This window comes from Streptomyces sp. NPDC085931 (genome assembly GCF_044540565.1).
Lineage (GTDB): Bacteria > Actinomycetota > Actinomycetes > Streptomycetales > Streptomycetaceae > Streptomyces.
This window is the reverse complement of record NZ_JBITSK010000008.1, coordinates 198,524-210,639: the sequence shown is the minus strand read 5'-3', so window position 1 is coordinate 210,639 and position 12,116 is coordinate 198,524. Positions and strand designations below refer to the sequence as shown.

The 12,116-nt window shown below is 72.9% G+C and carries 10 protein-coding genes; 4 read left to right on the top strand and 6 right to left on the bottom strand.

Annotated elements, in window-relative coordinates; genetic code table 11:
* Nucleotides 1-6: 6 nt before the first annotated feature.
* Nucleotides 7-936: a LysR family transcriptional regulator gene (locus tag ACIGAN_RS19040; protein WP_399858869.1), complete on the bottom strand. Its 930-nt coding sequence runs from the start codon at nucleotides 934-936 to the stop codon at nucleotides 7-9.
* A 70-nt stretch (nucleotides 937-1,006) separates the two neighbouring features.
* Here ACIGAN_RS19040 and ACIGAN_RS19035 point away from each other — a divergent pair, with 70 nt between their 5' ends.
* Entirely contained in the window at nucleotides 1,007-2,161 is a 1,155-nt protein-coding gene (locus ACIGAN_RS19035; RefSeq protein WP_399858866.1) for a TDT family transporter, read from the top strand.
* On the opposite strand, the gene ACIGAN_RS19030 is transcribed toward ACIGAN_RS19035, so the two are convergent.
* The 4 genes from ACIGAN_RS19030 to ACIGAN_RS19015 all read right to left on the bottom strand — a co-directional run bounded on the left by ACIGAN_RS19030 (nucleotide 2,073) and on the right by ACIGAN_RS19015 (nucleotide 7,398).
* Nucleotides 2,073-2,792 (bottom strand): helical backbone metal receptor, encoded by a 720-nt coding sequence (locus ACIGAN_RS19030; protein WP_399858864.1) that lies wholly within the window; start codon nucleotides 2,790-2,792, stop codon nucleotides 2,073-2,075. The two genes, ACIGAN_RS19035 and ACIGAN_RS19030, sit on opposite strands and share 89 nt — an antisense overlap.
* A complete protein-coding gene (locus ACIGAN_RS19025) occupies nucleotides 2,789-3,361 on the bottom strand; it encodes a helix-turn-helix domain-containing protein (protein ID WP_365090821.1) in 573 nt (190 codons plus the stop codon). The genes ACIGAN_RS19030 and ACIGAN_RS19025 overlap by 4 nt, the downstream gene beginning before the upstream one ends.
* 337 nt (nucleotides 3,362-3,698) lie before the next feature.
* Complete coding sequence (locus ACIGAN_RS19020) at nucleotides 3,699-6,314, bottom strand: ABC transporter permease/substrate binding protein (RefSeq protein ID WP_399858861.1); 2,616 nt, start codon at nucleotides 6,312-6,314, stop codon at nucleotides 3,699-3,701.
* Complete coding sequence (locus tag ACIGAN_RS19015) at nucleotides 6,307-7,398, bottom strand: quaternary amine ABC transporter ATP-binding protein (protein WP_365737027.1); 1,092 nt, start codon at nucleotides 7,396-7,398, stop codon at nucleotides 6,307-6,309. Before ACIGAN_RS19015 ends, ACIGAN_RS19020 begins: the two co-directional genes overlap by 8 nt.
* Before the next feature lie 195 nt (nucleotides 7,399-7,593).
* Here ACIGAN_RS19015 and ACIGAN_RS19010 point away from each other — a divergent pair, with 195 nt between their 5' ends.
* The 3 genes from ACIGAN_RS19010 (at nucleotide 7,594) to ACIGAN_RS19000 (ending at nucleotide 10,565) form a co-directional block, all read left to right on the top strand.
* Complete coding sequence (locus tag ACIGAN_RS19010; protein WP_365737245.1) at nucleotides 7,594-8,523, top strand: 5'-3' exonuclease; 930 nt, start codon at nucleotides 7,594-7,596, stop codon at nucleotides 8,521-8,523.
* 102 nt (nucleotides 8,524-8,625) lie between these two features.
* Nucleotides 8,626-9,468, top strand: coding sequence for a siderophore-interacting protein (locus ACIGAN_RS19005; RefSeq protein ID WP_365090809.1), 843 nt, complete (start codon nucleotides 8,626-8,628; stop codon nucleotides 9,466-9,468).
* A gap of 95 nt (nucleotides 9,469-9,563) precedes the next feature.
* On the top strand, nucleotides 9,564-10,565 hold the full coding sequence (locus tag ACIGAN_RS19000) for an RluA family pseudouridine synthase (RefSeq protein WP_399858857.1): 1,002 nt from the start codon (nucleotides 9,564-9,566) through the stop codon (nucleotides 10,563-10,565).
* Here the strand turns inward: ACIGAN_RS19000 and ACIGAN_RS18995 are convergent.
* Nucleotides 10,559-12,106: a cytochrome P450 gene (locus ACIGAN_RS18995; RefSeq protein WP_365737029.1), complete on the bottom strand. Its 1,548-nt coding sequence runs from the start codon at nucleotides 12,104-12,106 to the stop codon at nucleotides 10,559-10,561. The genes ACIGAN_RS19000 and ACIGAN_RS18995 overlap by 7 nt on opposite strands.
* Nucleotides 12,107-12,116: the final 10 nt, after the last annotated feature.

The following is a 12,116-nucleotide window of genomic DNA, read 5'->3' as shown; positions in this document are numbered from 1 at the left end:
GACTTCCTAGTCCCGGGTCAGGGACAGCAGGTCGCGGGCCGGGCCGGTCGGGCGGTGGCCCGTCGGCCACACCGCGCGCAGGTCACGCGCCAGGGCGACCCCGGCCACCGGCACCCGCACCAGCCGCCGCATCGCCAGCTCCTCCCCCACCGCCAGCTCGCTCAGCACGGCCGGTCCGGCCCCGCTGACCGCCGCGGCCTTCACCGCGGTCGTCGAGGACAGCTCGATGAGCGGCCGGGCCAGTCCGCCCAGCGCGGCGTCCAGCACCTGGCGGGTCCCGGAGCCCTTCTCCCGCAGGATCAGCGGCGTCGAGGCCAGTTCCCCGGCCGCCACCGGCCGCCCGCGACGGCCCCAGGGATGCCCGGGCGCCGTGACCACGATGAGCCGGTCATGGGCGATGACGACCGAGTCCAGCCCGGTCGGCACCGTCAGCCCCTCCACGAACCCCAGGTCCGCCTCGTCCGACAGCAGTCGCTCCGCGACCACCGTGGAGTTGCCCGCGTGCAGGGACACCGCCGTGTCCGGCCGCTGGGCCCGCAGCGCGAGCAGCCACCCCGGCAGCAGGTACTCCGCGATCGTCATGCTCGCCGCCACCCGCAGCCGCGAGTCACGGCGGTCGCGCAGCGCCTGCGCCCCCGCGTCGAACGCCTCCGCCGCCTCCACGATCCGCCGCGCCCAGTCCGTGACCAGCGCGCCGGCGTCCGTGAGCCGGGACCCGCGGGGCGAGCGGTCGACCAGCGCCACGCCCAGCTGCCGCTCCATCGACCGGATCCGGCTGCTGGCCGCGGGCTGGGTGATGCCGATCTCCCGCGCCGCCCCGCCGAGACTGCCGACCCGTGCCACCGCCAGCAGCAGCTCCAGGGCGCCGAGGTCCGGCACCCGGTGCGCCAGGGACCCGGCGGCCGACGGGCCGGCCTGCTCCTCCGTGTTGCTCATAAAGCCAGCTTATGTCGCCATAGAGACGCACTCCCTGGTGGTGCGCCTCCCGCGGCCCGACCGTGGAGTCATGGTCACCGCAGCTCCGCCCGTCGCGTCCCCGCTGTCCGTCCGGCACCTCGGACCCAACTGGTACGCCACCGTCATGGGCACGGCCGTCGTGGCCACCGCCGGAGCCGCTCTCCCGCTGGAGCGCCTCCCCGGGCTGCGCGGCGTCCTCGCCGGTGTCTGGGGCCTGTCGCTCGTGCTGCTCCTGGTCCTGCTCCTCGCCCGGTCGGCACACTGGGCCCGCCACCGCGACCAGGCCCGCGCCGACCTGCTCGACCCGGCGACGGCGCCCTTCTACGGCTGCCTCGCCATGGCCCTGCTCGCCGTCGGCGGCGGTGCCCTCGCCGTCGGCCGGGACGTGATCGGCCCACGGGCCGCGGTGGCGCTCGACGCCGTGCTGTTCACCGCCGGCACCGCTGTCGGGCTGGCCGCCGCCGTGGCCGTTCCGTACCTGATGGCCGTAGGCCGCCGGGTGGAGCCGGGGCAGGCCACGCCGGTGTGGCTGCTGCCGCTGGTCGCGCCCATGGTGTCGGCCGCCGTGGGGCCGCGGCTGGTGCCGTATCTGCCTCCCGGTCAGGCCCGCCGGACGCTGCTGCTGGTCTGCCTCGCCCTGTTCGGGCTCAGCCTGCTCGCGACCCTGCTCATGCTGCCCCTGGTCTTCGCCCGGCTGCTCACCGGCGGTCCGCTGCCGCTCGCCCTCACCCCGACGCTGTTCCTGGTGCTGGGCCCGCTCGGCCAGTCCACGACCGCCGTCGGCGCCTTCGCGGACGTCGCCCCCGGGGTCGTACCGGAGCCGTACGGCCACGGCTTCGACGCCCTGGCCGTGCTCTACGGCGTGCCCGTCATGGGGTTCGCGCTGCTGTGGTCCTGCCTGGCCGGCGTCCATGTGTGGCGCGCCCGGCGGCGCGGGATGCGGTTCGCGATGACCTGGTGGTCGTTCACCTTCCCGGTCGGCACCTGCGTCACGGGCGCCGAGGCGCTGGGGCGGCACACCGGGCTGGTGGCCTACGCGGGGCCGGCGGTCGTCCTGTTCGGGGTGCTGGTCGCCGCCTGGGGCACGGCCGTCGTGGGCACCGTGCGCGGGCTGGTCAGGGGCGAGCTGCTCGCAGGGCCCGGCCCAGCACCCGTGGCGCCTCGGCCAGCGACGGCCCGTACCACGTCAGGTGCCGTCCGCTGACCAGCGCGCACGCCAGGCCGGGGAAGGCCTCGGGGCCGTCGTCCGCCGTGAAGCGGTACGGCTCGTCCGGCAGCACCACCACGTCCGGCGCCGCCGCGCGCAGCTCCTCCAGCGGGATGCGGGGGTAGCGCTCGGGGTGCGCCGCGTGCACATGGTCCACACCGAGGCGGGCCAGCACGTCGCCGGCGAACGTGTCGCGGCCCAGGACCATCCAGGGGCGGCGCCAGACCGGCACGACCGCCGTGCGGCGGGCCTCCGGTGGCGGCAGGGCCGACCAGGTCTCCTCCGCCTCGTCCAGCCAGCGCGGCCGGGCCGTGACCCCGCAGGCGCTCAGGACCCGGTCCAGTGCCCGGAAGGCCTGCGGAACGCCGCGGACCTCCGTGACCAGGACCTGCAGGCCCGCCGCCCGCAGCGCGGCCAGGTCGGGTTCGCGGTTCTCCTCCTCGTTGGCGATGACGAGGTCGGGCGCGAGGGAGACGATCCGGTCGGTCTTCGGGTTCTTGGTGCCGCCGACGCGGACGACGTCCAGGTCCGGCGGATGCGTGCACCAGTCGGTGGCGCCGGCCAGGACGCCGGGCGCCGACCGGGCCACCGCCTCGGTCAGCGAGGGGACGAGCGAGACCACCCTCACCGGCGGGGCCGGTCCCGGACCGCCTCGATGTGCTCCGCCACGGCGACGACGATCAGGCGCGTGTCGGACTCCGTCGCCCGCCAGCGGTGCCGTACACCACCGGTCAGGTACAGCGTGTCACCGCGGCCCAGCCGGTAGGCGCGGCCCTCCGCCTCGATCTCCACGGCACCGTCGGCGACGTACATCAACTGGTCGTTGCGGTACTGGAATTCACGGCCCGCGTCATGGTCGCCGGTGAACTCCGAGGCGTGCATCTGGTGGTGGCCGCGCACCAGGGAGCGGGTCCGCGGCAGGGCGGACGGCGGCTCGGTGGCGTCGGCGCGGACGACGTCGACGCTGCACGCCGGATCGGCCGCGGCGAGCAGTTCGACGGCGGTGGTGCGCAGGGCGTCGGCGACCTTCTCCAGGGAACTGGTGCTGGGCCGCGCCCGGTCGTTCTCGATCTGGCTCAGGAACGGCACCGACAGGCCGCTGCGCTCGGCCACGACGGCGAGGGTGAGATCCAGCGCGCGGCGCCGCCGGCGCACGGCCGCGCCCACCCGCAGGGGCTGTTCTTTGTGGTCGCCCATCGCTCCGGCTCCCTCCTTCGCCCGTCGTTCCGCGTCCCGTGCGCCGACGGTCCGGCGCACGGCTTCTGTCGAGTTGTCTGCACCCTACGCAGGTTCGGCGAACCGTTGCATACGCCCGTCGCATCGACGTCGTCCGGGGCGGGGCGCGACCTCTCGGATCGCGCCAGGGGATCCGCGGTCCGGAGGGGCCGGGGCGGGTTTCCTCCTCCGGGAGGAACACGGAGGGAGAGGGGTGTGCGGGGGGTGCCGTGGCGCTCTGTGGTTGTCCGGATCCTGATCGTGGATCCGGGGGTTGCGGGGCGGGACGCGGGCGTGTCGCACGTCCCACCCCGGAACCCTACTGCGGTGTCATCCGGTTCACCATGTCCGGGTGCCGCTTCAGCCACGCGGCGACGGCCTCCTCCTCATGGCCCTGGCCGCGGTCCTTGATCTCGCTCTCCAGGCTGCCGAGCTCCTCCTCGCTCATCCTGAAGTTCTTGATCCACTTCGTGAGCTGCGGGTACCGCTCGGGGAACTCCTCGTTGGAGATGGTGCGGATCGTGTTGCCCTCGCCGAAGGCCTTCTTCGGGTCCTTCAGCTTGGTGAGCTCGTAGTCGCTGTAGGCCCAGTGCGGCGACCAGAGCGTGACGGCGATCGGCTCCTTCTTGGCGTAGGCGCGCTTCAGCTCGGCCAGCATGGCCGGGGTGGAGCCGTCGACGACCTCGTACTCCTCGTCCAGGCCGTAGGCGGGCAGGACCTTGTTCTTCGCCAGGTCCATCTCGCCGGTGCCCGGCTCGATGCCGATGATCTTGCCCTTGAAGGTGTCCGACTTGCCCTTGAGATCCTCCAGGGAGTCGACGCCCTTCACGTAGGACGGCACCGCGATCTCCAGGGAGGTCGGTTCGTACCAGGTGCCGAGGTCCTCGAGCCGGTCCTTGTTCTTGTCCCAGTAGTTCTTCTGGGCGTGGGGCAGCCAGGCGTCGAAGTTGAGGTCGATGTCGCCCGAGGCGAGGCCGGTGTAGACCGGGCCGACGTCCATCTGCTTCAGGTTCATCCGGTAGCCGCGCCGCTCCAGGACGTTCTTCCACAGGTAGGTGACGGCGATGTCCTCGTCCCAGGGGAACCAGGCCACGTCCAGGGGCCGCTCGGCCTCGGCGGGGGTGCCCGCGGCGTCCTCCACCGGGGCCATCCGGTCGGCGAAGCCGGGGTTCTGTCCGAGCCAGGCGCGCACGGCGTCCTGCTGATGGCCCTTGCCCGCCTTGTTGATCTCGGCTTCGAGGCTGGTGAGCTGCTTCTCGCTCATCCGGAACTTCTTCAGCCACCCGGCGACCGTCGGGTCGTCGGCGGCGAAGCCCTTGCGGGCCAGGGTGTGCACCGCGTCGCCCTCGCCCCAGGCGCCCTCGGGGTCCTTCAGCTTCTTGAGGTCGTAGTCGTTGTACGCCCAGTGCGGCGACCAGAGCGTGACGACGATCGGCTTCTTCCGGGCGTAGGCGCGCTTGAGCTCGGCCAGCATCGCGGGCGTGGAGCTGTCGACGACCTCGTACTCCTCGTCCAGGCCGTACTCCTTGACGACCTTGCTCTTCAGCAGGGCCATCTCGCCGGCGCCGGACTCGATGCCGGTGATCCTGCCGCCGAAGAGCGCCGCCTTGCCCTTGAGGTCCGCCAGGGAGTCGACGCCCTTCACGTAGGAGGGCACGGCAAGCTCCAGGGACGTCTTGTCGTACCAGGCGCCCAGGTCGTCGAGCTGCTTGCCGTACTTCTTCCAGTACCGGGCGTGGGTCGTGGGCAGCCAGGCGTCGGTCTGGAAGTCGACGTCGCCCCGGGCGAGCGAGGTGTACAGGGGGCCCGCGTCGAACTGCTTGGCCTCGACCTCGTAGCCGCGCTGCTCCAGCACCTCCTTCCACAGGAAGGTGGAGGCGACGCCCTCGTCCCACGGGATGTAGCCGATGCTGATCTTCTTGCCCTGGCCGATGTCCTTGCCGCCGGCCGCGGCCCCGGTGCCGGAGTCGCCGCCGCCGAGGACGCCCATGCCGCCCGCCGTGAGCGCGAGGACGAGCACCCCGGCCATGGCGACGACCGGGCGGGGCCGGTACGACCAGATCTTCAGCCCCTGCGCGGCCCGCAGCCGGGCGGCGGCGCGGCGGCCGAGCGGGGAGACCTGGGTGCCGAGCGCGCTGGTCATGCGGTCGAGGTAGATCGCCAGGATCACGATGGCGACGCCCGCCTCGGAGCCGAGCCCGACGTTGAGCTGGCCGATGGCCTCGTTGACGTCGCCGCCGAGGCCGCCGGTGCCGACCATGCCGGCGATCGCGGCCATGGACAGGCCCAGCATGATGACCTGGTTGACGCCGGCCATGACGGTGGGCAGGGCGAGCGGGAGCTGGACGCGCAGCAGCGTGTTGCGGGGCGTGGTGCCGAACGCCTCGGCCGCCTCGACCAGTTCCTTGTCGACCTGCCGGATGCCCAGCTCGGTCATGCGCACGCCCGGGGCGAGCGCGAAGATCAGGGTGGCGACGATGCCCGCGGGGGCGCCGGTGCCGAAGAACAGGATCGCCGGGATGAGGTAGATCATCGCGGGCAGCGTCTGCATGAAGTCCAGCACGGGCCGGACCAGACCGCTGACGCGGTCCGAGCGGGCCGCCCAGATGCCCACGGGCAGGGCGATCACCAGGGCGATGACGGTCGCCACGAGGACGAGCGCCAGGGTGATCATCGCGTTCTCCCACAGTTCGAGGGAGTCGATGAACGCGAACCCGGCGAAGGCGAGGACACCGGCGAGGGTGCCGCGCAGCCAGAAGGCGATCACGGCGAAGATGCCCGCGAGGAGCAGCGGTTCGGGTGCCTGGAGGACGGCGTTGATGCCGTCGTAGAGGCCGAGGAAGACGGTCTTGCAGAAGTCGAACAGCCACGCCATGTGGGTGGTGAGCCAGTCGACCGCGTCGTTGACCCAGGTGCCGAGCTGGATCCTAGGCACGGGCGATCACCTTCTCTCCGCCCCGGCCGCTCGGGGAGTCGCAGGGCTGCGGGACGGTGTCCTCCTCGTCGCCGAGGAAGCCGACCAGGCGCTGCCGCGGGACGACGCCGACCTGCCGGTTGTCCCGGTCCACGACCGAGACCGGGTGGGTGAGCCGGGCGCTGATCGCGCACAGTTCGGTGAAGGGGGTGTCGGGCGTGGCGGTCTGGCAGTGGCAGCCGGGGCCGTCGGCGGTGACGGTGGGGTCCATGAGCTCGCCGGCGGTCAGGACCCGGGAGCGGTCGACGTCCTGGGTGAAGGAGGCGACGTAGTCGTCGGCCGGCCGCAGCAGGATGTCCTGGGCGGTGCCGTTCTGGACGATGCGGCCGTCGCGCATGACGGCGATGCGGTCGCCCAGGCGCATGGCCTCGTTCAGGTCGTGGGTGATGAAGACGATCGTCTTCTCGAGCTTCTGCTGGAGTTCCAGGAGCTGGTCCTGCATGTCGCGGCGGATCAGCGGGTCCAGGGCGCTGAACGACTCGTCCATCAGCAGCAGGTCGGCGTCCGTGGCCAGCGCCCGGGCGAGGCCGACGCGCTGCTGCATGCCGCCGGACAGTTCGTCGGGCCAGGACTTCTCCCAGCCGGCCAGGCCGCACAGGGCGAGCGCCTCGTCGGCGCGGCGTTCGCGCTCGGCGCGGGGCACGCCCTGCACTTCCAGACCGTAGGCGGCGTTCTCGCGGACACTGCGATGGGGGAAGAGCGCGAAGTGCTGGAAGACCATGCTGATCTTCTTCGAGCGGACCTCGCGCAGCTCGCGGTCGCTCAGCGCGGTCAGGTCCTGGCCGTCGAAGCGCACCTGCCCGGCGGTCGGTTCGAGCAGGCCGTTCAGCATGCGCAGCAGGGTCGACTTGCCGGAGCCGGACAGCCCCATGACGACGAAGATCTGCCCGGGCTCGACGGTGAAGGTCGCGTCGATCACCGCGGCGGTCGCGCCCTCGGCGCGCAGGTCCTCCCGGTCGGCGCCGGCCCGGAGCCGTTCGACCGCCCGGTCCGGTCTCCTGCCGAACACCTTGTACAGGCTCTCTGCCTCAAGGGTCGCTGACACGTGCACCTCTGTTTCCTCGGGGACAGAACGGAGCGAGGACAGGACGCAACAGTTGAAATGCGCAACCAGCCTCGCTCCGTGGCCGCGCCTCCCCCCATTGCCCGGAAGCAAACGCAGGAGTGGGCCGCTTCACACGGGACGCGCTCTGCGCAACGCGTTGCGCGACGCGACCGGCTGTCGGTGGCGTACGGCATGATGCGTGGCGTGACCGGACGACTGATGCTCCTCGACACCGCCTCCCTGTACTTCCGCGCCTACTTCGGCGTGCCCGAGTCGGTCAAGGCACCGGACGGCACACCGGTGAACGCCGTGCGCGGACTGCTCGACTTCATCGACCGCCTGGTCAGGGACCACCGGCCGGACGCCCTGGTGGCCTGCATGGACGCCGACTGGCGGCCGCAGTGGCGGGTGGAGCTGATCCCCTCCTACAAGGCCCACCGCGTCGCAGAGGAGCGCGCGGCCGGCCCGGACGAGGAGGAGGTGCCCGACACGCTCTCACCGCAGGTGCCGGTCATCGAGGCGGTGCTGGACGCGGTGGGCATCGCGCGCGTGGGGGTCGCGGGGTACGAGGCGGACGACGTGATCGGCACGTTCACGGCGCGGGCGAAGGGCCCGGTCGACATCGTCACGGGCGACCGCGACCTGTACCAGCTGGTGGACGACGCGCGCGGGGTGCGTGTGCTGTACCCGCTGAAGGGCGTGGGCTCGCTGCAGCTCACCGATGAGGCGGTGCTGCGTGCGAAGTATGGGGTCGGCGGGAGCGGGTACGCGGATCTGGCCCTGCTGCGCGGCGACCCCAGCGACGGACTGCCGGGGGTGCCGGGCATCGGCGAGAAGACGGCGGCGAAGCTGCTGGCGGAGTTCGGGGACCTGCCCGGGATCCTGGCGGCGGTGGAGGACCGGCGCTCGAAGCTGACGCCGGCGCAGCGCAGGCGGCTGGACGAGTCGCGCCCGTACCTCGCGGTCGCGCCGAAGGTGGTCCGGGTCGCGGACGACGTACCCCTGCCCGAGGTGTCGACGGCGCTGCCGCGGACCCCGCGCGACCCGGCGGCGCTGGAGGCGCTGGCGGCCCGCTGGGGACTGGGCGGGTCCCTGGAGCGCCTGCTGACGACGCTGGCGGTGTGACTGCCGGGGACAGAGCGACGCGACCTTCGTGTTCGAGAGGTGGGAAACGGGGGCGGGGTGCTAACTTAGGTAACCCTAACTATGCGACACAGGGAGGCCCTCATGGCAGAGCGACCGGGACGCCAGCCGCGCAAGCCGCATTCCGCTCAGGTCGTCCGCACCGAGCGGCTGACCCCGCACATGCAGCGTGTGGTGCTCGGCGGCGAGGGCCTCGCCGACTTCGCGGCGGACACGTGCACCGACCACTATGTGAAGCTGCTGTTCCCCCCGGCGGGCGTGACCTACCCGGAGCCTTTCGACCTGCAGCGCGTCCGCGACGAGCTGCCGCGCGAACAGTGGCCGGTGACCCGGACGTACACGGTGCGCCAGTGGGACGCCGAGCACCGCGAGCTGACGCTGGACTTCGTGATCCACGGCGACGAGGGCCTGGCGGGTCCGTGGGCCATGCGGGTCCAGCCGGGTGAGACGGTGCGCTTCCTGGGACCCGGCGGGGCCTACGCGCCCGACCCGGAGGCCGACTGGCATCTGCTGGTGGGCGACGAGAGCGCGCTGCCCGCGATCGCCCGCGCCCTGGAGTCCCTGCCGCACGGGGCCAGGGCGTACGCCTTCGTGGAGATCTCCGGCCCCGAGGAGGAGCAGAAGATCGACTCGGACGTGGATGTCGTCTGGCTGCACCGCGGGGCCCGGCCCCGCGGCGAGGCGCTGGTCGAGGCCGTGCGGGACCTGGAGTTCCCCGCGGGCCGGGTGCACGCCTTCGTCCACGGCGAGGCGCACTTCGTGAAGGAGCTGCGCCGTCTGCTGCGGGTCGAGCGCGGCATCCCGCGCGAGGACCTGTCGATCTCCGGCTACTGGCGCCTCGGCCACAACGAGGACGGCTGGCAGGCGTCGAAGCGCGAGTGGAACGCCCGCATCGAGGCGGAGCAGGAGAGCGCGCCCGCCGCGTGAGCGGCCCGGGCCGGCACCCGGCCGCCGCGATCCCGCGCGACCGGGCCGACGTCGCCGCCCACGCCGCCTGCCGCGCCCCCGTACGCTGGGCCGCGATGAGACGCCCCACTCGCACTCCCCCCTCTCCCCTGCCGCAGCGCCACGGCGTGGACCCGGTACGGGTGCGCCTGCCCGCCACCGGTCCGTGGTCCACCGTGCGCGAGCATCTGGTGGAACGGCTCACCGGGGCGGGGGACGGAACCGTCGACGGCCTGTTCGAGGCGGGCCGGATCGTCGGGGCGGACGGCCGGCCGGTCCCGGCTGACGCGCCCTACGTGCCCGGGATGTTCGTGTGGTTCCACCGGGACCTGCCCGACGAGGTGCCCGTGCCGTTCCCGCTGGAGATCGTGCACCGGGACGAGCACATCGTCGTCGCCGACAAGCCGCACTTCCTCGCCACCACCCCGCGCGGCGGCCATGTCGCCGAGACGGCGCTGGCCCGGCTCCGCCGGATGCTGGACCTTCCCGCACTCACCGCCGCACACCGGCTGGACCGGCTCACCGCGGGGCTCGTGCTGTTCACCGTGCGCCCCGAGGAGCGCGGCGCGTACCAGACGCTGTTCCGCGACCGGAGGGTCCACAAGGAGTACGAGGCCGTCGCCCCTTACGAGCCCTCCCTCTCTCTCCCGCGCACCGTGCGCAGCCGGATCGTGAAGGAGCGCGGAGTGCTCACCGCCCGGGAGGTGCCGGGCGAGCCCAACGCCGAGAGCCGCGTCGAACTCCTCGGCCACCGCCCGCCGGACGGCGCCGCGGAGGGCCCGGGCGGACTCGCCCGCTACCGGCTGGTCCCCGCCACCGGGCAGACCCATCAGTTGCGGGTGCACATGACCGCACTGGGCGTGCCGATCCTCGGCGACCCGCTCTACCCGGTGGTGACCGGTCCCGTACCGGCCGGCGACTTCCGGCGCCCGCTGCAACTGCTGGCCCGGACACTGCGGTTCACCGATCCGGTCACCGGTGAGGAGCGCCGGTTCCGCAGCGGCCGGACGCTCGCCGCCTGGGCGTCGTACGCCCGGTGGGCCGCCGGGACGTACGACGGCCCGCCGGACGGTCAGTAGCCGCGCCACCAGAGCAGGAAGCGCTGCCACACGCCCGTGCGGCGCACCGGTTCCGCGGCCGCGGGCTGCGGGGGCACCGGGACGGGCTGCGGCTGCACCGGAGCCGGCTCGGGCTGGGGCTGCGACGGGGAGTGGGACGGGGGCTGGGGCTGCGACGGGGGCTGGGCGGCCGCCGGGGCGGGCTGCGGATCCGGCTGCGTGATGCTGATCTGCCAGTCGGCACGCTGGGTGGGCACCGCCTTGTGGTGCGGCGTCTCCGACACGTCCTGCGGCGGCTTGGGCGAGAACTGCACGGGCAGTTCCACCAGGTGCCGCGAGGCGATGGACGCCGTCCAGCGCAACTCGTCCTGGTCGCAGTCGAGTTCGACGTCCGGCAGCCGCAGCAGCAGCGCGTCGACGCCGACGTCGGCGATGGAGCGGCCGATGTCCTGGCCCGGGCACTCGTGCGGTCCGCCGCCGAACGCCAGGTGGGACCGGTTGCCCTGCATGCTGGCCTTCAGGTCGGGCCGCACCCGGGGGTCGACGTTGGCCGGGAGCGGGGCGAACAGCAGTCCGTCACCCCGGCGGATGCGCTGCCCGCCGAGTTCCGTCTCCTGCTTGGCGAAGTACGCGAAGACCGTGCTGAACGGCGGCTCGTTCCACAGCGACTGCTCCACCGCCTCCGGCACCGTCATCTGGCCGCCGTTGAGCTGGGCCCGGAAGCGGGGGTCGATCAGCACCGTCAGCAGCACGTTGGACAGCAGGTTCGTGGTGGCCTCGTAGGCCGCGAAGAGGACCAGGCGCAGGTGCTCCCTGACCTCGTCGTCGGTCAGCCGGGCCGGGTGCGTGATCAGGTAACTGGCGAGGTCCTCCTCCGGCTGGGCACGGCGCCGGGCGGTGAGGCGGCTGAGCGCCTCCATGACGTAGGTGTGGCTGGCGATGGCGGTCTCGGTGCCCTTGAGCGCGTCGCGGGCGGACTCCACCAGCCGGTCGTTGTACTCGTCGGGCATGCCGAGGATCTCGCACATCACGGCCATCGGCAGGTGCTCGGTGAACTGGCCGACGAGGTCGGCCTCGCCGTGCTCGCAGAAGCGGTTGACGATGGCCTGCGTGCTGCGGTTGATGTAGCGGCGCAGGCTGCGGAAGTCGATGGTCGAGATCGCGCCCATCACCGCGCCGCGCAGCCGCTTGTGCTCGTCGCCCTCGGCGTGCGAGGCGATGGGCTGCCAGGCGATGTGCGGCATCAGCGGGTGGTCGGGCTTGACCAGCCCTTCCCGCAACGGCGTCCAGATACGGCTGTCCCGGCAGAACTGCGAGGGTGAGCGCACCATGTGCAGGTTCTCGGTGTGGCCGAGGACGATCCAGATCGGCACGTCGTCGTGGAGCAGCACGGGCGCGACGGGGCCGTGTTCCTCCCGCAGTTTCTCGTACAGCGCTCCCAGGTCCTCCGACTCGTGCAGCCGGTGCAGCCCTCCGGGCCCGAGGCCGTGCGCGGGGCAGCCGGGGGGCGGATCGAGCCGGGGTCCATCCGTACCGGTCCGGGCGTGGGATTCAGGCGTCACAGTGGTCGCT

Excerpts from the sequence above, each read along its gene's own strand:
- ACIGAN_RS19000 (WP_399858857.1), top strand. The coding sequence starts at position 9,564 with ATGAGACGCCCCACTCGCACTCCCCCCTCTCCCCTGCCGCAGCGCCAC.
- ACIGAN_RS19040 (WP_399858869.1), bottom strand. The coding sequence starts at position 936 with ATGAGCAACACGGAGGAGCAGGCCGGCCCGTCGGCCGCCGGGTCCCTG.
- ACIGAN_RS19005 (WP_365090809.1), top strand. The coding sequence starts at position 8,626 with ATGGCAGAGCGACCGGGACGCCAGCCGCGCAAGCCGCATTCCGCTCAG.
- ACIGAN_RS19010 (WP_365737245.1), top strand. The coding sequence starts at position 7,594 with ATGCGTGGCGTGACCGGACGACTGATGCTCCTCGACACCGCCTCCCTG.
- ACIGAN_RS19035 (WP_399858866.1), top strand. The coding sequence starts at position 1,007 with ATGGTCACCGCAGCTCCGCCCGTCGCGTCCCCGCTGTCCGTCCGGCAC.
- ACIGAN_RS19025 (WP_365090821.1), bottom strand. The coding sequence starts at position 3,361 with ATGGGCGACCACAAAGAACAGCCCCTGCGGGTGGGCGCGGCCGTGCGC.